The 17,996-nt window shown below is 64.5% G+C and carries 15 protein-coding genes and 1 other RNA gene; 6 read left to right on the top strand and 10 right to left on the bottom strand.

All coding sequences use genetic code 11. The features are described 5' to 3' along the window. Positions 1-64: 64 nt before the first annotated feature. The 6 genes from IVB12_RS34625 to IVB12_RS34600 all read left to right on the top strand — a co-directional run bounded on the left by IVB12_RS34625 (position 65) and on the right by IVB12_RS34600 (position 8,203). Positions 65-1,309, top strand: coding sequence for a cytochrome P450 (locus tag IVB12_RS34625; protein ID WP_247306617.1), 1,245 nt, complete (start codon positions 65-67; stop codon positions 1,307-1,309). A 279-nt stretch (positions 1,310-1,588) separates the two neighbouring features. Next, entirely contained in the window at positions 1,589-5,224 is a 3,636-nt protein-coding gene (locus IVB12_RS34620) for an AsmA-like C-terminal region-containing protein (RefSeq protein WP_247306614.1), read from the top strand. A gap of 400 nt (positions 5,225-5,624) precedes the next feature. Then, positions 5,625-6,743 carry a DUF2336 domain-containing protein gene (locus IVB12_RS34615; RefSeq protein ID WP_247306612.1) on the top strand — a complete coding sequence of 373 codons (1,119 nt, stop codon included), beginning with the start codon at positions 5,625-5,627 and terminating at the stop codon, positions 6,741-6,743. A 31-nt stretch (positions 6,744-6,774) separates the two neighbouring features. Next, positions 6,775-7,014: a hypothetical protein gene (locus IVB12_RS34610; protein ID WP_247306609.1), complete on the top strand. Its 240-nt coding sequence runs from the start codon at positions 6,775-6,777 to the stop codon at positions 7,012-7,014. Positions 7,015-7,069: 55 nt separating this feature from the next. After that, positions 7,070-7,318, top strand: a complete 249-nt coding sequence (locus IVB12_RS34605) for a hypothetical protein (RefSeq protein WP_247306606.1) — start codon at positions 7,070-7,072, stop codon at positions 7,316-7,318. A 156-nt stretch (positions 7,319-7,474) separates the two neighbouring features. Further along, complete coding sequence (locus tag IVB12_RS34600; protein ID WP_247306603.1) at positions 7,475-8,203, top strand: Crp/Fnr family transcriptional regulator; 729 nt, start codon at positions 7,475-7,477, stop codon at positions 8,201-8,203. A 27-nt stretch (positions 8,204-8,230) separates the two neighbouring features. On the opposite strand, the gene IVB12_RS34595 is transcribed toward IVB12_RS34600, so the two are convergent. The 10 genes from IVB12_RS34595 to ssrA all read right to left on the bottom strand — a co-directional run bounded on the left by IVB12_RS34595 (position 8,231) and on the right by ssrA (position 17,872). Continuing rightward, positions 8,231-9,937, bottom strand: coding sequence for a response regulator (locus IVB12_RS34595; protein ID WP_247306600.1), 1,707 nt, complete (start codon positions 9,935-9,937; stop codon positions 8,231-8,233). After that, complete coding sequence (locus IVB12_RS34590) at positions 9,934-11,448, bottom strand: ATPase domain-containing protein (protein WP_247306598.1); 1,515 nt, start codon at positions 11,446-11,448, stop codon at positions 9,934-9,936. The genes IVB12_RS34595 and IVB12_RS34590 overlap by 4 nt, the downstream gene beginning before the upstream one ends. A 137-nt stretch (positions 11,449-11,585) precedes the next feature. Beyond that, positions 11,586-12,083 carry a GNAT family N-acetyltransferase gene (locus IVB12_RS34585; RefSeq protein ID WP_247306828.1) on the bottom strand — a complete coding sequence of 166 codons (498 nt, stop codon included), beginning with the start codon at positions 12,081-12,083 and terminating at the stop codon, positions 11,586-11,588. 222 nt (positions 12,084-12,305) lie between these two features. Further along, the gene (locus IVB12_RS34580; protein ID WP_247306597.1) at positions 12,306-14,177 is read right to left on the bottom strand and encodes a ferrous iron transporter B; all 1,872 of its coding nucleotides are present in this window, start codon (positions 14,175-14,177) and stop codon (positions 12,306-12,308) included. 23 nt (positions 14,178-14,200) lie between these two features. After that, a complete protein-coding gene (locus IVB12_RS34575) occupies positions 14,201-14,476 on the bottom strand; it encodes a FeoA family protein (RefSeq protein WP_247278520.1) in 276 nt (91 codons plus the stop codon). A 113-nt stretch (positions 14,477-14,589) separates the two neighbouring features. Next, positions 14,590-14,841 (bottom strand): ribbon-helix-helix domain-containing protein, encoded by a 252-nt coding sequence (locus tag IVB12_RS34570; RefSeq protein WP_247306579.1) that lies wholly within the window; start codon positions 14,839-14,841, stop codon positions 14,590-14,592. Continuing rightward, entirely contained in the window at positions 14,838-15,026 is a 189-nt protein-coding gene (locus IVB12_RS34565; RefSeq protein WP_247306577.1) for a DUF4169 family protein, read from the bottom strand. The genes IVB12_RS34570 and IVB12_RS34565 overlap by 4 nt, the downstream gene beginning before the upstream one ends. A gap of 275 nt (positions 15,027-15,301) precedes the next feature. Continuing rightward, positions 15,302-16,765, bottom strand: coding sequence for a class II fumarate hydratase (fumC, locus tag IVB12_RS34560; protein ID WP_247306574.1), 1,464 nt, complete (start codon positions 16,763-16,765; stop codon positions 15,302-15,304). Positions 16,766-16,869: 104 nt separating this feature from the next. Further along, complete coding sequence (locus IVB12_RS34555) at positions 16,870-17,388, bottom strand: ClpXP protease specificity-enhancing factor SspB (RefSeq protein WP_247306571.1); 519 nt, start codon at positions 17,386-17,388, stop codon at positions 16,870-16,872. Positions 17,389-17,504: 116 nt separating this feature from the next. Beyond that, positions 17,505-17,872: a transfer-messenger RNA gene (ssrA, locus tag IVB12_RS34550) on the bottom strand. Between the last annotated feature and the right edge of the window lie 124 nt (positions 17,873-17,996).

Raw genomic sequence — 17,996 nt, 5'->3', positions numbered from 1 at the left:
GTTACGCCGGGCTGTGGGGCAGCCTTGCGTATGCGTGTCATGCGGCAACCGATCTGAGGTCACCATGAACGAGCAAGTGCAAGGCGCGAATCCAGGCCCGAACAGCGATCCGCTGTTCAACCCGCTGTCGCCGGACTTCATCCGCGATCCCTATCCGCATTATGATCGGCTGCGCACGATCGATCCGATCCATGTGACGCCGTTCGGCCAATTCGTCACCAGCCGACACGCCGATGTCAGTCTGGTGCTGCGCGACAAGCGCTTCGGCAAGGATTTCGTCGAGCGCACCAAGCGCCGCTATAGCGAAAAGATCATGGACGAGCCGGTGTTCCGCAGCATGAGCCACTGGATGCTGCAAGCCGATCCGCCCGACCACACCCGCCTGCGCGGCCTGGTCGTGAAGGCTTTCACCGCCCGCCGCGTCGAGGACATGCGCCCGCGCATCCAGGAGATCGTCGACCAGACCATCGATGCGGTGATCGACGGCGGCCACATGGACCTGATCGAGGATTTTGCCTTCCGCCTGCCCGTCACCATCATCTGCGACATGCTCGGCATCCCCGAGGAGCACCGCGAGGTCTTCTACAAGAGCTCGCGCGACGGCGGGCGGCTGCTCGACCCGGTGCCGCTGTCGCCGGAAGAGATCAAGCAGGGCAACGCCGGCAACCTGATGGCCCAGATGTACTTCCAGCAGCTGTTCGAGCTGCGCCGCCGCAGTCCCGGCGACGATCTCATCACCCAGCTCGTGCAGGCCGAGGAGGACGGCAACAAGCTCACCAACGAGGAATTGACCGCCAACATCATCCTCTTGTTCGGCGCCGGTCACGAGACCACCGTCAATCTGATCGGCAACGGCCTGCTGGCGCTCCACCGCAATCCGGACCAGCTCGCGCTCTTGAAGGCACGGCCCGAGCTGATGGTGGGCGCGATCGAGGAATTTTTGCGCTACGATTCCTCGGTGCAGATGACCGGGCGCGTCGCGCTGGAGGACATCGACGATCTCGGCGGGGTGAAGATCCCCAAGGGCGAGACCGTGCTTTGCCTGCTCGGCTCGGCCAACCGCGATCCGGCGGTCTATCCCGACCGGCCCGACCGGTTGGACGTCACCCGCCAAAACGTGAAGCCGCTGTCATTCGGCGGGGGCATCCATTTCTGCCTGGGGGCCCAATTGGCGCGCATCGAGGCCGAGATCGCCATCGCGACGCTGCTGCGGCGGCTGCCCGATTTGCGCATCGACGATGTCGAAACCCCGGAATGGCGGCCGACCTTCGTGCTGCGCGGCCTGAAGCGGTTGCCGGCAAGCTGGTAAAGGCGTCAGCGCTGGTTCTGCGAGCGCAGATCCTCATCCTGAGACGCCCGCGAAGCGGGCATCTCGAAGGATGGCCGCCGGCGGAGCGGGGCCTCTATGGTTCGGGACGGCGCTTTGCGCCTCCTCACCATGAGGGCCTCGCGCCGCCGTTAACCTCCGCGCGCAACGGTCGCTGTGACTTCGCCATACTTCCCCCTATATAAGGGGCTGTTCCGGCCCGCCTGAAGCCTTCCGAGGGCAAGGTCTGGTCCGGGCGCCGTTTTGGCCGAGGGGAGACCCGTGCAGACGACGCTGCTCGGATTGGCGATTGCCTTCATCATTGCGCTGCTGGCCGCGTTGATCGGGCCTTACTTCGTCGACTGGAACCAGTTTCGGCCCCAGTTCGAGGCGGAGGCGAGCCGAATCATCGGCGTGCCGGTGCGGGTGGCGGGCGAGCTCGACGCGCGGCTGTTGCCGGCGCCGACGCTGCGTCTGCGCGCGGTCACCTTCGGCGGCAACAACGATCTCGGCCGCCTGCGCGCCGACAAGCTCGACGTCGAGTTCAGTCTTGGCTCTCTCATGCGCGGCGAATGGCGCGCCACCGAGCTTTCGGTCGGCGGCATGGCGGCCGACCTCGGCCTGGACGCGCGCGGGCGGGTCGATTTGCCGTCTACCGCGAGCGGTGCCTTCAATCTCGCCTCGCTCGCTATCGAGCGGCTCAATCTCACCGGCCGCATCGCCCTGCACGATGCCGCCAGCCGCTCGACGCTGGAGCTGAGCGACATCGCCTTTTCCGGTGACGTGCGCTCGCTCGCCGGCTCGGTGCGCGGCGACGGCCGTTTCACCGCCAACGGCGTGCGCTATCCGTTTCGCATCTCCTCCGGCCCGAGCGCCGATGGCAACGCCACCCGCCTCCACCTCAACATCGACCCGGGCGAGCGCGCCGTCCTCGCCGATCTCGAAGGCGTGCTCGCCTTCGACAACCGCCTGCCGAAATTCGATGGCGCACTGACGCTGGCCGTGCCCGCGACAAAGAAGGCGGGCGAGGTAGGGCCGACGCCCTGGAAGCTCACGACGAAGCTGAAGGCCGATCCGGCCGGCGCAAAGTTCGACCAGATCGACGTCAACTTCGGTACTGACGACGCCGCGCTGAAGCTCGGCGGCGTCGGCGACCTCAAGTTCGGCGCCTCGCCGCTGCTGCGCGCGGTGCTCTCGGCGCGGCAGGTCGATGCCGACAAGCTGGCGGCCAAGGATGCTGCCAAGGATGCTGCCAAGGACGATGCCGATCCGCAGCGCGTCCTGCCGGCGCTGCGCGCAGGGCTGGCCGCGATCCCGCAGGCGCCGATCCCGGCGCAGATCGAGTTCAACTCCGACCAGATCATGCTCGGTGGCCGTCCGCTCCAGAACATCACCGCCGAGCTGCAGACCGACGGACGATCCTGGACCTTCCAGCGGCTCGAGCTGCGCGCTCCGGGCATGACGCAGCTCTCGCTCAATGGCGCCACTCCCGGCGCCGACAGCTTCAGCGGCCGCCTCAGCGTCGAATCGTCCGATCCCGATACGCTGCTGGCTTGGCTGCAGGGCCGCAGCGAGATCAACCGGCGCAGCACGCGGCCGCTGCGCCTTGCTGGCGACGTGACGATTGCCGCCAACCATCTCGCCATCGACAGGCTGAAGGCCGAGATCGAGGGCGGTGCGGTGGAGGGCCGCATCGCCTTCGTCCAGACCGGCGCCAGCAAGGGCTCCCGGATCGATGCCGAGCTCAAGGCCGATCGTCTCGACCTCGATGCCGCGGCGAGTTTTGTGCGCGCGCTTGCCGGGCCGCAGGGCGAATGGCCGGAGGAGGCAAAGCTCTCGCTCGATATCGGCCGCGCCATCTCCGCAGGACAGGAGCTGCGGCCGTTTGCGGCAAAGCTCGGCTATGGCCCGGCGGCGCTATCGCTGGAGCAATTGCGGTTCGGACAAGCCAGCGGCGTGACCACCGAGGCGAGCGGCAGCTTCGATCGCACCCAGCTCACCGGCAGGCTCGCGCTGAAATCCTCCGGCAATTCGCTGCACGAGCTCACGGCGCTGATCGAGCCGTTTGCGCCCGCGGTGCGCGGGCGCTTCGATGCCATGCCGGCATTGCCCGGCGCGACGCGCCTGAAGCTCGACCTCAGCCTCGACAAGAATGCCGAGCATGCCGATCGCAGCGACGCCCGCGCCGTGTTCGATCTCGACGCGCCGCAGCTCAAGGCGACCGCGACGCTGGCCGCGCAGACGCCGGTGGCCGCCGTCAGCGGCTTCGACATCGACCGCCTGCGCAACAGTGACTTCACACTCGATACGAAACTATCGGCGCCGCAGGCCGGGGCGCTGCTGGCGCTGCTCGGCCTCGATCGCGTGGTGGCCGCAGGCGAGGGCGCTTCGCAGTTCGAGGGCAAGGTGACCGGCGCCTGGGGCCGGCCGCTGCAAGTGAACGCCAAGCTCTCGGGCGGGCTGGATGCGGATGCGCAAGGCAATTTTGACTGGCCGGCTTCCAAGGGCAGCGCGAGCCTGCGCGTGCGCAATGCCAATCTGGCGCCACTGTTCGGGACCAGCGCGGCCGACAAGCCGGCGCAGAAAGTCAGCCTGTCCTCGCGCGTCAGCCTGTCCGGCAATCGCCTGACCTTCGATGATCTCGACAGCACCGCGGCCGGCTCGCATCTGCGCGGCCATCTAACGGTGACGCTCGACCAGGACAAGAGTGTCGATGGCGAGGTGGGCCTCGATACGCTCGATCTTGCGCCGGCGCTCGCGATGGCGATCGGCGCCGCCGGCCACGAGTCCGGCGAACCGTTGAGTGCGGGGCTCATCGGTGGGTGGCGCGGCCGCATCGCCTTCCAGGCATTGCGCGGCACATTGCCCGGTGGCATCGAGCTGCGCCCCTTCGCCGGCACGATCCGCGGCGATGGCCAGTCGCTCGCGCTCGATGCGCTCAAGGGCGGCATCGGCGGCGGCGAGATGTCGGCAAGTCTCGATGCGCGCAATAGCGCAAATGGCTTGGCCCTGAACGCGCGTATCGAACTCGGCAATGTCGATGCGGCGGCGCTGCGCTACCGCAATCTCGCGCTGCCCAAGGGACGCGCCTCGGTGCAGATGGCGCTGACCAGCCAGGGCCGTAGCGTCGCGGCCCTCACCGGCGCGCTCGCCGGCAACGGTACGGTGACGCTCGATTCCGCCGAGATTGCCGGCCTCAATCCGCGCGCCTTCGAGATCGCCATCCGTGCCAGCGACGGCGGCCAGGTCAGTGACGACAACCGGCTGCGGCAACTGGTCGAGCCCGCGCTGTCGGCAGGCCCGATCGCGGTCGCCTCGGCGCAGATCCCGTTCACGATCCGCGATGGGCGCCTGCGCGTCGGCGCGACACCGCTGGAAGCGAAAAACGCCCGCGCCATCGTCTCCGGCGGCTACGACATTCCCGCCGACCAGGCCGACATCCGCGCCAGCCTGACGCCGATCATGACCGGACTGTCCGGCGCCCCGCCGGAGATCCAGCTGTTCGCGGCAGGCCCTCCGGACAAGCTCAATCGCACCGTCGATCTCGCGCCGCTGTCTTCCTGGCTCGCCGTGCGCACCATCGACCGCGAGACGCGCCGGCTCGATGCGATCGAGCGCGGCGAGCCGCCGCCCGCCACCGCCGCGCTGCCGACACTGGTCTCTCCCGATGGCGCGCCGGAGCAGGCACCGGCGAATGTGCCCCTGCCGGGCCAGGATCCGCGGCGCGCACCGGCCAAGGCGAAAGTTGCGCCGACGCCGAAAGCTCCGCACGCGGCCCCCGCCGCGCCGAGCCCACCGCTGGCAAGCCAGCAACTTGCCCCTTTGCCGCCGCCGATCGACGTGAAACCCGCTCCGGGCCCGCCGCCCGCCAAGCCCAAGCCGAAGCCGCCGCTGGTGCTGACGCCACAGAATCCGTGAGGCGGTGCTCGCGGCCGGGCTCGGTCTTCACCTCTCCCCAGCGGGGAGAGGTCGGATTGCGCTCGGCGATGCAGAGCATCGTCCGGAGCAATCCGGGTGAGGGGCGGCGGCATCCGCTGAAACCGTAACCCTCACCCGGATCGCATCTTTCGATGCGATCCGACCTCTCCCTACGGGAGAGGTGAAGCAGCACCTTGCCCGCGCCTTCCATTCCCACGCATTTGAATGAATTTTGATCGGCAAAACTGATTCGCCGGTTTTACTGAATTCTCGCGTTTGATCTCTAGCGTCGGTTCCTGAGGAATCCGGTGTCCTGCCACGAGCGGCGGGACGGCTTGCCAAGCTGCTCGTCAAGAGCTGCTCGGCGAGAACGGCTCGCCAAGAACTGGGGGTTATCGAGATGAACGGCGCGAAAACGCTTCTGCAGGATCTGGACGACGCGATCGCACGCGGCACCGACGAAAGCCGTGTGAAGGCGTTGTGGCATGCGACCGACATCCTAATCACCGGCCGCTACAGCGACGACGAGATCAGCATGTTCGGCGAGGTCATCGGGCGGCTTGCCGACGAGATCGAGGTCGCGGCGCGGGTGCAGCTCTCGGAGGTGATGTCGGCGTGCGACCATGCCCCCTTCAATGTCATCGAAAAGCTCGCGCTCGACGACGAGATCGAGGTCGCAGGTCCCGTGCTGCGCGAGTCCAATCGTATCGACGAGAAGATGCTGGTCGAGAGCGCCATGACCAAGAGCCAGTCGCATCTGCTGGCGATCGCCCAGCGCAAGTCGATCGGCGAGGCTGTGACCGACGTGCTGGTCAAGCGCGGCAACCAGGAGGTGGTGACGTCCGTTGCGAAGAACGAGGGCGCACGCTTCTCCGGCTCAGGCCTGCTGCACATGGTGCGCCGCGCCGAGGGAGATTCGATCCTTGCCGAACAGCTTGGCCTGCGCAAGGACGTGCCGCGTCACATCTTCCAGCAGCTGATCTCCAAGGCCTCGGAAGACGTCCGCCGCCGGCTCGAGACTGAACGACCCGAAATGATGACGCAGATCCAGAGCTCGGTGACCGAGGTCACCGGCGATCTTCAGTCCAAGTTCGGCCCGTCCTCGCGCAGCTATTTCGTCGCCAAGCGCGTGGTAACGACGCAGTACCGCCAGGGCAATCTCAACCAGGACTCGATCTCGAACTATGCGCGCCAGCACCGCTTCGACGAAGTGCAGATCGGCTTGTCGCTGCTGTCGGCGCTGCCGGTCGACGTGATCGAGCGTGCGCTGATGGACCGTAATCGCGAGATGATCCTGGTGCTGTGCAAGGCACTCGACTTCTCCTGGGACACGACCATGTCGCTGCTGTTCCTCGGCGCCAAGGATCATCTGATCACGGCCCGCGAGCTGCAGGACAATGAGCGCGAGTACGGCCGGCTCAAGATCGAGACCTCGCGCAGCATCTTGAAGTTCTACCAGTCGCGCAAGAACAGCGCGGGTGCCGATGCGGGCCGCCAGCCCGAGCTCCAGGTACACTGAGAAGTACATTGAGGACAGGGGAGTATCTGCAATGTTGCCTCAATTCGGCACCGCCGTTCGCAAGAAGATCAACAAGGCACCGGCCGCCGATCTCGGCGGCGGTGCGCCGGACAAGGCGTCGGTCGACGCCGCCTGGCTCGTGCTGGAAGCCGCCAACGACCTCGGCGACCACGCCGCGATCGAAGCCTGCCGCCGCGTCATCGACGCCGAGCTGAACGGCACGCTGGCCGGCAGCTCGGACATCGATCTGGTGCTGGGGTATTTCCGGTAAGCGCACAAACGGCTTGGGAGCGAGGAACGGACGCGTTGGCCGTCAGTTTGCGTGCATGCCACGCTATTACTTCGACACGCGGGACAATGAGACCTTCATCGCCGACGAGATCGGCGTCGATATCGCCTCCTTGGAGGAGGTGAGGACTATGGTCTCCACGGCGATGGCCGAGTTCGCCAGGGACGTGCTGCCCGGTTCGGCGTTCCGGACGCTGGCAATCGAAGTTCGCGATGATTTCGGCCCGGTTTTGCTGGTTTCGTTGCGCTTCGAGATCGAGCGGGTATCAGACCAGAAATTAACTTAGGCGCTGAGCGGAACCTTCCCCTTAACCTATGATTGTCCCTGATCACCGGCCGCGACTCTTGGGCGCTGGTGGCTGAGAGTTTTGTGCTCCCGCCTATCGGCCGGAGCGGCGAGTTCCTTTCCGGCTCAAACTTCCTCAAGCGCGGAGAGGTGTGCGATGCCCGCAACGTTAACGGCTGCACTCGTTCAAAAACTCAGTAAAGTCAATCGGCTCGACCAGGACGATGTCCTGGCACTTCAAGAACTTTCTATCCATAGCAAGCGCGTCCCGGCCCAGCAGCGCTTCGTGCGTGACGGTGACCGCCCCTCGGAATCCTGCCTGATCGTTGATGGTTTTGCATTCCGCTCCAAGCTTACGCCGGACGGACAGAGGCAAATTCTCTCGCTCCATATGCCAGGAGAGATCCCGGACCTCCAGAGCCTGCACTTGCACGTCATGGATCATGACCTGACGACGCTCACGGAATGTACCCTCGGTTTCATCAAGCACGACGCCTTGCGTGAGCTAAATCAAAGGCGACCGAACGTAGCGGCTGCGCTCTGGCGCGAAACGTTGATCGATTCCGCAATCTTCAGGGAATGGATCGTCAATGTCGGACGCAGGCCGGCGCGTGTTCGAATGGCGCACCTGTTGGCTGAGCTTTACGAGCGGCTTGAACTGATCGGGCGCACGACAAAGGGGTCCTTCGAGCTCCCGATTACGCAAATCGAACTGGCGGACTGCCTTGGATTATCGGTCGTCCACGTCAACCGGATCCTGCAGCAGCTTCGTCACGATGGTCTCGTCGCAACCGAGCGCAGAACCTTCCACTTGCTCGACAAGGCCAAGGTGGAGGAGGTCGGGCAGTTCGAAAAGATCTACCTGCATCAGCGGCCATCGGTCTGATTTCGCTTTCTCGTGCGTCCGCCCAGCTCAGCGGCAATTCGAGCGCCTTGAGTCCGTGTCGAGCCGAAGCTTTGACTTGACCGCGTGAAGGGCGGCGGCCAGTTCGTCGATATGATAGGGCTTTGCCAGGATCTGAACGTCCTCGGCCTCCGCTTCATGGACGGCCGCTTCGGCGTATCCACTGGTCAGCAAGACGGGTACGTCACTGCGTCTTTTCTTGATCTCTCGCGCGAGCTCGACCCCGTTCATACCGCCCGGCATCATGATGTCGGAAAAGATCAGATCGATGGAGCGCCCGTCGGCCAGGGCACCAAGCGCCGCCGCGGCGCTGGAGGCGTGCGTGACCTCATAGCCGAGTTGGCCGAGCATCTCGCTGACCAAGGCAGCCACCTCGTCATCGTCTTCGACCAGCAGGATTCGACCGTGGTTCTTCTTCTTCGGCCGCACCCTGGTGAGGTCGATGAGGTGTCGCTCTCTGGAAGGAACGTCGAACGACCGCGGCAGGTACAGCTCGATGCTGGTGCCGCGGCCGACCTCCGATTGGATGCGCACCGTGCCGCGCGACTGCGTCGCAAATCCATGGACCTGCGCCAGCCCAAGGCCGGAGCCTTTTCCGACGTCCTTGGTCGTGAAGAACGGCTCGAAGACGCGGGACAAGACGCCCGGAGCCATCCCAACACCGGTGTCGATAACGGAGAGACGCACATAATCGCCGGAGATCTCTTGGTCCTTCAGGTCGGGTAGATTCTCCCCGCGCACGACGATCGTGCCGCCATTGGGCATGGCGTCGCGTGCGTTGACGGCCAGATTGAGAATGACCAGCTCGAGCTCACCGGGATCGACCTCTACCGGCCACAGCTGCTCCGGAAAATCGAACTCGACATGAACATCGCCCCTCAGGCTGCGATCGAGCAGTTCGCGCATGCCGCCGATCTGCGCAGCGACGTCGACGGGCTCCGGCCGAAGCTTCTGCCGGCGGGAAAACGCCAGAAGCTGCTTGGTCAGGCTGGCGCCGCGCTGCGCCGCCTGGATCATCCCGTCCATCAGACGCCGGCGCCGGTTTGGATCTGTCTGGCGGTCGAGCATGTCGAGCCCGCCGGAAATCACCATCAGCAGATTGTTGAAATCGTGAGCCACGCCGCCGGTGAGCTGGCCGATGGCTTCGATTTTCTGAGCCTGGCGTAACGTTTCCTCCACGCGAGCGCGCTCGTTCATTTCGAGGCGAAGCTGCTCGTTGGCCTCCTTCAGCTCTCGCGTCCGCTCGATCACCAGCTTCTCGAGCTCCTGCGCCGTCTGCTCGCGGGCCTCAAGCAGAGCCCGGATCTCATATTGACGCCGCCGTGCCCGCATCGCGGATTGCACCGCGCTGGTCAGCGTAATCGGCTGCACCGGCCGCTCGAGCAGCGAAACGTTACGCAGAAGCTCGACGATGCTGCGGCGCCAGGCGACGACTGCCGGCTGCTCTCGATGGCTGGTGAGAACGACAAATGGGAGGTCGGACCATGGCGGTTGGTTCGCGATCCATTGTGCCAGCGGCGCCGTATCTTTCCCGAACAATCCCTCCTCGGCCAGAAACACGGTGCCCACGCCAGCGGTCATCTCGTTGACGAGTTCGAGCAGGCTTCGGCAGTTGACCGCGTCCAGATTCCCGCCGCGGAAAAGCTCGGCCGATGCCGGTCCGTCCCGGCCGATCGGCGCGTATACGAGAACACGGTTGTCCCGGCGGGCGCTCATTCGGCCAGCCCTTCCGGGAGTTCCGAGCCGGTATAATGCGGATTGCCGGAAAAGATGCCGCTGAATTCGTTGAGAGGTGGGCCCAGTTTGATCCCGGTGCTGCCGAGCCGAAACTCGCGGATACTGTGCTCGTGATTGCCGCTGCGCTTCTTGACGACAGACAAGGCGCGCCGCACTCGTCCGCCGAACTCGAAATAGCGCAGCATCAAGACCGAATCGCTCAGATAGCTGATGTCGAGCGGCGTATCCATCGGGCCGACCAGTCCATGCTGAGCGAGGATAAGGATGGTCAGCACGCCCTGCTGTGCCAGGTAGCTCACGAGTTCATGCATCTGCAGGATGAGAAACCGCTCATCCGGCATCGCATTCAAGTAACCGTTCAGACTGTCGATGATCACCACGCGCGCGTTGTCGACCTCGACGCTCCGGCGCAGGTTCGCCGTGAACTCGCCGGGAGACAATTCGGCGGGATCGATCTGCTGAAACCGAATTCGCCCCGAGTCAATGTGAGCCTGGAGAGGCAAGCCGAGCGTGCGGGCTCGCGCCTCCACGGTACCGCGGCCTTCATCGAAGGCGAAGAACACGGCGTGCTCGCCACGTTCCGCCGCCGCTATCGCATAGGTCAGCGCTAGCGATGATTTGCCGACGCCGGCAGCGCCAATGAGAAGTGCGTTGGTGCCGCGCTCGAGGCCGCCTCCCAGCAATTGGTCGAGCTCGGCGCTGCCGCTGGGCGTGAAATCGCCGGAAAAGGGCTTGTGATGTTCGGCCGCGACCAGCCTGGGGAATATCCGCAAGCCGCCTTCCGAGATCGTGAAATCGTGGTAGCCGCCGCGAAACCTTATGCCGCGCATCTTGATCACGCGAAGCCGTCGCCGCTCAGCCCCGTACTCGATTGCCAGCTGTTCGAGCATGACGACGCCGTGTGCGATGGAATGAAGCTGCAGGTCGTCTTGGGACGATGAGAGATCGTCGAGCAGGACCACCGTGCAATTGCGATTGGTGAAATAATGCTTCAGAGCCAGAACCTGGCGTCTGTATCGCAGCGGGTTTTGAGCCAGCAGGCGCAGTTCGGACAGGCTGTCGAGCACCACGCGCGTGGGGTCAACGCGTTCGACCTCCTTGAAAATCAAATTGGTGGTTTCGCTCAGCTCCATCTCTGCGGGATGGAACACCGTGAGCTCGCGTTCGGGATCGAGCGTTGTCTCCGGCGGGACTAGTTCAAAGATATCCACGCCTTGCAAAGACCAGCCGTGCCGATGCGCGACAAGCTCCAGCTCCCGTCTCGTTTCAGATAGCGAGATATAGAGCACGCGTTCGCCATCGCGCACGCCCCTGAGAAGGAATTGGAGCGCGATGGTGGTTTTGCCGGTGCCGGGCCGTCCCTCATAAAGATACATCCGATTGGCGTCCAAGCCGCCGCCCAGAATGTCATCCAGGCCGTCGCTGCCCGTCGAAACTCTCGGCAAATCCTTAAGATGACTGTCGGACACAGACCTGGACGTACCGGTCATTGAACCCCCGTTGCACTTGTTTACCGGACGGCCGCTGCTTGCCCCGCCCCGAGGCGAGCAGCCGCATTGCACTGTAAGGTCGGTAAGGAACTCTCGGGCCGCCGCCGGGTTCCACCGGCCAGGCCCGGATCAGTCTCTCACCGCCGTTTGCGGTAGATCGCGACGTCCTCGCCGTGACGGTTCGTGCGCCGCTCAAGCAGATAGTGCGACTTCTCCAGCACGCGGCGCGATGCGCCATTCGCGACATAGACGATGCCGATGAGGGATGGCAGCGCGAGCTGCGACAGCCCAATGTCCGTGAGCGCGCTCGCGATCTCGCTCGCAAGTCCCTGGCCCCAGAGATCGCGCTTGAACGCGTAGGCAATCTCGATCTCCGTGACGTCGTCGACGAGGATGTGCCGGATTCCCGCCCGCCCGGCGAATGCGCCGTCTTTCGATCGCAGCGTCCACAGCCCGAAGCCATGCTCGTCCCAATGCGCCATGTTGGTGGCGAGATATTTCGTCGTCGTTTCGGCCGAGCGTACGCCGCCGATATAGCGCGAGACATCGGGATCGAGATGGAGTGCGACGAGGTCGGCGAGATGGTCTTCGTGCAACCTCTCGGCGGTCAGTCTGTCGGTGCTGAAGTGATCCATGAAGCCGATGGCGATTTTCGGACTGGCCGCGATCTTGATGGCGTTGAAGGTCGACGATGCCATCATGCCGGTGTTTTGCCCGACGGGTCAACTGATTTTCCGAATTTCGCCCGGTTACCCCAGCTATGGTCGGATGACTTTCGCACACGCGTAAGCCATTGATTTCATGACCCCCGTCTACTGTGCATGGGGTTGTTTTCGCAGCTTTTGTTGGGAGGGGCTTTAGCCCGCCCCTAGCGCGACCGCGACATTGTAGGTGACGAGGCTCGCCGCATAGGCCAGCAGCAGCATGTAGGTGAAGGTCACGGCCATCCAGGCCCAGCTTCCGGTCTCGCGCCGGATCACCGCCAGCGTGGAGGCGCATTGCGGGGCGAAGATGTACCAGGCCAGCATCGACAGCGCGGTCGCGAGCGACCATTTCGTCGCCAGCACCTGACCGATCTGCTCGGCCGCCTCCTTGCCGCCCTCGATCGCATAGACGGTGCCGAGGGCTGCGACCGCGACCTCGCGCGCCGCCATGCCGGGGATCAGGGCGACGGCGATCTGCCAGTTGAAGCCGACCGGCGCGAGCAGCGGCTCGAGCGCCCTGCCGATCATCGCAGCCAGGCTGAAATCGATCGCCGGCTCCGTGGCGCCCGCAGGCGGCTGCGGGAACGAAGCCAGGAACCAGATCAGCACCATCATCGAGAAGATCGTGGTGCCGGCGCGCTGCAAGAACATCTTCGCGCGGGTGTAGATGCCGATTGCGATCGATTTCAGCCGCGGCGCTTTGTAGTCCGGCAGCTCCAGCATGAACGGCGCCGGGGCATAGTCGCGCAGCATGAAGAACTTGATCACGAACGAGACCAGCAGCGCGCTGGCGATGCCGGTGGCATAGAGGCCGAACATCACGAGGCCTTGCAAGTTGATGAAGCCCCAGAGGTCCCTGGCCGGAATGAAGGCGGAGATGATCAGCGTGTAGACCGGAATGCGCGCCGAGCAGGTCATCAGCGGCGCGATCAGGATCGTGGTCAGCCGGTCGCGCTTGTTGTCGATGACGCGCGTTGCCATGATGCCGGGAATGGCGCAGGCAAAGCTCGACAACAGCGGAATGAAGGCGCGGCCGTGCAGGCCGGCGCCGCCCATGATGCGGTCCATCAGGAACGCGGCGCGCGCCATGTAGCCGAAATCTTCCAGGAGCAGGATGAACAGGAAGATGAGGATGATCTGCGGCAGGAACACGATGCCGCTGCCGACGCCGGAGATCACGCCGTTCTGCAGGAAGCTCTGCAGCAGGCCGGCGGGCAGGGTGGCCTGAACGACCTCGCCGAGCGCATCGAAGCCGGACTTGAGCAGCTCCATTGCCGGTTGTGCCCAGGCGAACACCGCCTGGAACATGATAAACAGGATCAGCGTCAGCACGATCAGGCCGCCGACGGGATGCAGCACGATCGCGTCGATCCGGGCGGTCCAGGTGTCGGGTCGAGCAGGCAGGCTGACGCAATCGGCGATTATGCGGTCGGCCTCGCGCTGGGTGGCGCGCAGCTCGGAGACGCTGAGCGCGCGCCAGTTGTTCTCGCGCAGCTCGGCAGCGAGCTTGGCCGAGATCTCGTCGGTCAGCTGCAACAGATCGGCCGTGCCGCCCTTGCGCACCGCGATCGAGGTGACCACGGGCACGTCGAGCTCCTTGGCGAGCCGTTCCACGTCGACATTGATGCCGCGGCGCGTGGCGATGTCGAACATGTTGAGCACGAGGATCATCGGCCGTCCCGTGCGCTTGAGCTCGAGCAGCAGGCGGATGGTCAGGCGCAGATTGGTCGCGTCGGCCACGCACAGCACGAGATCGGGCATCGTCTCGCCGGAGGCCTTGCCGAGCACGAAGTCGCGGGTGATCTCCTCGTCCGGGCTGCGGCCGCGCAGCGAATAGGTGCCGGGCAGGTCGACCACGGAGACCTGGCGGCCCAGCGGCGTGACGAAAAAGCCTTCCTTGCGCTCGACCGTGACGCCCGGGTAGTTCGCCACCTTCTGCCGGCTGCCGGTCAGGGCATTGAACAGCGAGGTCTTGCCGCTGTTTGGTGTGCCGACCAGGGCGAGATGCAGCAGGGGTAATTCCATGGGAGCAAATATCCGGCCGCTATCTAAGCGACGATGATGGCCATGGCCTCGCGACGACGGACCGCGATGGTGATGTTGTCGACCCGCACGGCGATCGGGTCGCGTCCGACCAGCCCCTCATGCAGGACCTCGACCCGGGCGCCCTCGACGAAGCCGAGTTCGATCAGCCGGCTCTCGAGCTCGATGTCCGACAGCGCCGAGCCCGCCTCGCGGGCAGACAGATGCTGGATGACGCCGGTATAGCCGCGCTGCGCCAGGCCCAGCGGCATCTGCGAACGCGTATCGTTGGTGTCGGTCATGCCCTGTATTTTCAACCCAGGGCATTGAGGTCAAGCGCGCTTGCTCGCCGAAGCTGCACCTTAGAGTGATTTTAAAGTGCAGAGCAGGTCGCCTCAGGGGAAAGTCCCGGCGGCTACTGGGCGGAGACCTTTTCCGGCTGGACGGCCATGGCGCGGCTCTTGAAGTAGTCCAGGACGAACAGCCGGATCGCCGACGACAGATTACCCTGCTGGCGGTTACTGTCGATCTCGCCGACCAACTCGGACAGCGTCATGTTGCGCAGACCCGAGATCTCCTTCATGCCGTTCCAGAACGCCTCTTCCAGGCTGACGCTGGTCTTGTGGCCGGCGACGACGATCGACCGTTTCACGACGGGCGACTTCATGGCTGCTCCTCGCGATCGATCTGGTGCTGATCCAGATGCTCCTTCGCCCGGTCCGCCCGCTTCTCCTCCGCCGACCGCTCCGCTTTCGTGCGACCGAACTTCGCCCGGTTGACGTCCGCCTGCTTCGCCGAGGCTTCCCGCTCGGCGCGCTTCCTGAAACGATTCAGGTTGATGACGTTCCCCATGCCGCGTCTCCATCACCCGATCCTCTTCAGGCAGGTTGAAACGTTCAGAAACCGGGCGCTGCATTGCGCCCCAAAAGACTTGATTGCCATTCGCTCGTCCTCGTCAATCGGCCACTCGGCCATCAAACGATGAATTTCGCCCTGTCGAGGGCAGAAGGGCTGCGCAGCACGCCGCCAAGCAGCGCCATTGACGGTAATCAAATCCCGTCCCCAAAGCCGCATATTTCTGCGGGTCTGGCGTCCGTATCACTACGGATGGCTATCGGAATTCGGAATTATCCCGGGCTGGTCATCTTCTCGGGGCGGACCAGGCGGTCGAATTCATCGGCCGAAACGAAGCCGAGCCGCAGCGCCTCTTCCTTCAGCGTGGTGCCGTTGGCATGCGCGGTCTTGGCCACCTTGGCCGCATTGTCGTAGCCGATTTTCGGCGCGAGCGCCGTCACCAGCATCAGCGAGCGCTGCATCAGCTCCCTGATGCGCGTCTCGTCGGCGCGGATGCCGCTGACGCAATGTTCGGTAAAGGAGCGCGCGGCGTCCGCCAGCAAGCGGATCGAGTGCAGCATGTTGTAGGCCAACACGGGCTTGTAGACGTTGAGCTCGAAATGGCCCTGGCTGCCGGCGATCGTGATCGCGGTGTGATTGCCGAACACCTGGCAGCACACCATGGTCATCGCCTCGCACTGCGTCGGATTGACCTTGCCCGGCATGATCGAGGAGCCCGGCTCGTTCTCCGGCAGGATCAGCTCACCGAGGCCCGAGCGCGGGCCGGATCCGAGCAGGCGGATGTCGTTGGCGATCTTGAACAGGCCCGTCGCCACCGAATTGATGGCGCCGTGCGCCAGCACATAGGCATCGTTCGAGGCCAGCGCCTCGAATTTGTTGGCGGCGCTGGTGAAGGGCAGCTTCGTGATCCCGGCAACGTGCTTTGCGAACAGCTTTGCAAAGCGCGGCTTGGAGTTGAGGCCGGTGCCGACGGCGGTGCCGCCCTGCGCCAGCGGATAGAGCTCCTTCACCGCGGCCTTGAGCCGGGCGATGCCGCTCTCGACCTGCGCGGCATAGCCCGAAAACTCCTGGCCGAGCGTCAGCGGCGTCGCATCCTGGGTGTGGGTTCGGCCGATCTTCACGATCTTGGAAAACTCCTTCTCCTTCTTGCGCAGCGCGCGGAGCAACTCATTGAGCGCAGGGACGAGATCGGCATTGATGCGGCTTGCGGCGGCAATGTGCATCGCCGTGGGAAAAGAATCGTTCGACGACTGGCTCATGTTGACGTGGTCGTTGGGATGCACCGGCTTCTTGGCACCGAGCTCGCCGCCGAGCAGCTCGTTGGCACGGTTGGCGATGACCTCGTTGAGGTTCATATTGGTCTGCGTGCCCGAGCCGGTCTGCCACACCACCAGCGGGAAATGATCGTCCAGCTTGCCCTCGATCACCTCGCGCGCAGCGCGGATGATGGCGTTGGCGCGGCGCTGGTCGAGCAGACCGAGTTCGCGGTTGGACTGTGCCGCGGCGAGCTTGACGATGCCGAGCGCATGCACCAGCGAGATCGGCATGCGATCCGTGCCGATGCGAAAATTCTGGCGCGAGCGTTCGGTCTGCGCCCCCCAATAGCGGTCGGCGGCGACCTCGATGGGGCCAAAACTATCGGTCTCGGTGCGGGTGGCGGGGCGGTCGGTCTTCGAGCGAGCAGTCTCTGAGCGGGCAGTCTCTGAGCGGGCAGTCTTGTCCATGAGCACATCCATTTCGCCGTGCGGAATGCCGCGCGGCCCCTTGATATGCTCTTCTATATAGGGCGTCGGATATATAGGAAGTCCGGCCGCGCGCGACGGGGGCGGCCCAGCCTAGATCATTTCTTGCGGAAACGATCGAGCCGTACGACTTCGGCGCCGCCCTGGTTCGGGGCCGCCGGCGCTTCCGTGCTTTCCCCCGGCTCAGCGGCGGGCGCGGGTACCGCGACGGCCGACGGTGCGGGTGCTGCCGGCAAACTCTCGGGCACCACCTCGGCGATGTCGGAGGTGTCGAACTGGAGGCCGAATTTCACGGACGGATCGAGGAAGCTCTTGATGGCGCTGAACGGCACCACCAGTCGCTCCGGAATGCCGCCGAAGGAGAGGCCAACCTCGAAACGGTCCTCAAGCACGGTCAGGTCCCAGAACTGGTGCTGGAGGATGATCGTCATCTCTTCCGGATATTGCGCGAGCAACCGCGGCGACAGCTTCACGCCCTCGGCCTTCGACACGAAGGTGATGAAGAAATGGTGCTCGCCCGGCAATCCATGGGTCGCCGCATCGGTCAGCACCTTGCGCAGCACGCCGCGCAGCGCGTCGCGGGCCAGCACATCGTATCGGATATGATCGGTCGCCATGGTGGTCCTGTTGCGTCCCCGAAGCCGGGCCCTGCCGGCCCGACTCGCCAGGCCGCAATAGTACCGCGCCTGACGGGCCAGCAGGAGTCCCCGCCGGGGAAGAAATCAAAGAGTAAAGTGGAGGCTTCTGTTGCCAGGTGCCTCCGAACCCCGCCTAGCGGAGCTTAACCCGCTAGGACTTTAGAGTGGTCTTTCAAACTGCGTTACGCAGCCTGAGCAACCGGAGCAAAGTTGTCGTTGGCAACTATTGCAGTAGCCCGATAACGGCGGAACAATACCGGGAAAAAGTACGCCCTTTACGCCCTCGTCGATCCTATTTCGCCCCCGCCAAAGCCCGCTTCTTGGGCCAGCCCATCGGTGGGCTTTGGTGGAGGCGCCGGGTACCGCCCCCGGGTCCGAATGGTTTATTGCGACGACCGTTTATTTCCATAGCCGGCGAACCGGCATCCCCAATATAGGCGGCAAACGTTTCGAAAAACAGGGGTTTCAAGCGGCGATCCAGCGGTTTCCATGCGCAGGTTCCGGACAGTCGCCGGTTGGAATCTGGCACGTTTCATCGCCATTGATGGATCCCGCTGCCGCACCAAGAGCGCGACGGTTGCGATGAT

Source organism: Bradyrhizobium sp. 179 (assembly GCF_023073535.1).
Classification (GTDB): domain Bacteria; phylum Pseudomonadota; class Alphaproteobacteria; order Rhizobiales; family Xanthobacteraceae; genus Bradyrhizobium.
This window is presented reverse-complemented; position numbering and strand designations above follow the sequence as displayed.